This window comes from Imperialibacter sp., assembly GCF_040222385.1.
Lineage (GTDB): Bacteria > Bacteroidota > Bacteroidia > Cytophagales > Cyclobacteriaceae > Imperialibacter.
This window is the reverse complement of sequence record NZ_JAVKDF010000015.1, coordinates 1-1,439: the sequence shown is the minus strand read 5'-3', so window position 1 is coordinate 1,439 and position 1,439 is coordinate 1. Positions and strand designations below refer to the sequence as shown.

Sequence of the window (1,439 nt, the reverse complement as noted above, 5' to 3'; positions counted from 1 at the left end):
TATTCCACACTGTCGAGGCCCATATTTATCATATTGTTGATTGCGTTTCCGCCGCCGCCGCCTACGCCGACCACTTTGATCTTTGCGTTTTCCTGGCTTTGTTCGTCGAAAAAGAATCGAGTATTATGGTTAGCCATGATTACTCCTTGTTTTTGTATTTATTTACTGGATTGTATTTTGTAGATGATTGCTGTTTGCTAAAGTTCTTTGAACCAACTTTTCATACGGTCGGCGATCTTGTTCATCACCTGTTCCATATTTTTTCCGCCTTTTTGTGATGATGGCATCATCGTTTGATTGTTGCCCATGCCTGTTTTTAAAGCATGAACTACAAGACCAACACCTGTAGCGTAAATTGGACTGTTTACTTCTTCCACTAAACCGCCTGTGATTCCTAACGGAATCCCGATCTTGGCATCTATTCCTAAGATCTCGTTAGCCAGTGGACAAATATTCTTGATCAAAGATCCACCGCCTGTAAGAACTACTCCTGCACTTAGTGCTTCTGAGTAGCCACTGCGTTTGATCTCGATCCCAACTATTTCCATGATTTCTTCCATTCTCGCCTGTATAATTTTGGAAAGAATGCTCTTTGTAATTTCTTTTGGTGGACGTCCGGCAATTCCCGGAACGGTGATCACTTCGTCTTCTTCGATCATATCAGCATAGCTTTCGCCGTGCTTTCTTTTCAGCATTTCGGCCTGATCGTCAAGAACACTTAAACCAAGACGTATATCGTCCGTTACTTTCTGTCCGGCAATGGCAACAACTGCTGTATGTCGGATGGTGTTATCCTGGAAGATGGCTACATCTGTAGTTCCACCGCCGATATCCACCAACACAACTCCGGCTTCTTTTTCTTCTTCATCCAATACTGAATAAGAAGAAGCTAAAGGTTCTAAAATCAGATCTGCCACCTGATAACCGGCACGTTCCACACAGCGATACATGTTTTTAGCTGCAGAAACCAAACCTGTGATAATGTGAACTTCTGCTTCCATGCGCATTCCGCTCATTCCAACCGGGTCGCTGATTCCATCCTGGCCATCAACCACAAACTCCTGAGGAATTACATGAAGGATTTGTTGATCAGTAGGCAACATAATGCGCTGACAGTCTTCCAAAAGTCGTTCCACATCATGAGCGGTGATCTCATTGTCTTTATTGTTGATGGTGATCACACCTTTACTTCTCATGCTTCGGATGTGATCGCCTGCAATACCCACATTCACAGAATTCACCTGAATTCCGGAAGCAAGTTCAGCCTGTGCAATGGCGTCCTTGATTGCGTTTACGGTCTTATCAATGTTAACAACCACGCCACGATTTAAGCCATCGCTGGGAGCTTTACCAACTCCAAGGATGTTGATTCTTTCGTGCTCGATGGAAGCAACGATTGCGCAAATTTTTGTAGTCCCAATATCGAGACCGACCATGAT

General features: G+C 44.0%; 1 protein-coding gene. It reads right to left on the bottom strand.

Translation table 11 applies throughout. The features are described from left to right. Positions 1–197: 197 nt before the first annotated feature. On the bottom strand, positions 198–1,439 hold a 1,242-nt coding region (gene ftsA / locus RIG68_RS03695), incomplete at its 5' end, for a cell division protein FtsA (protein ID WP_350118721.1).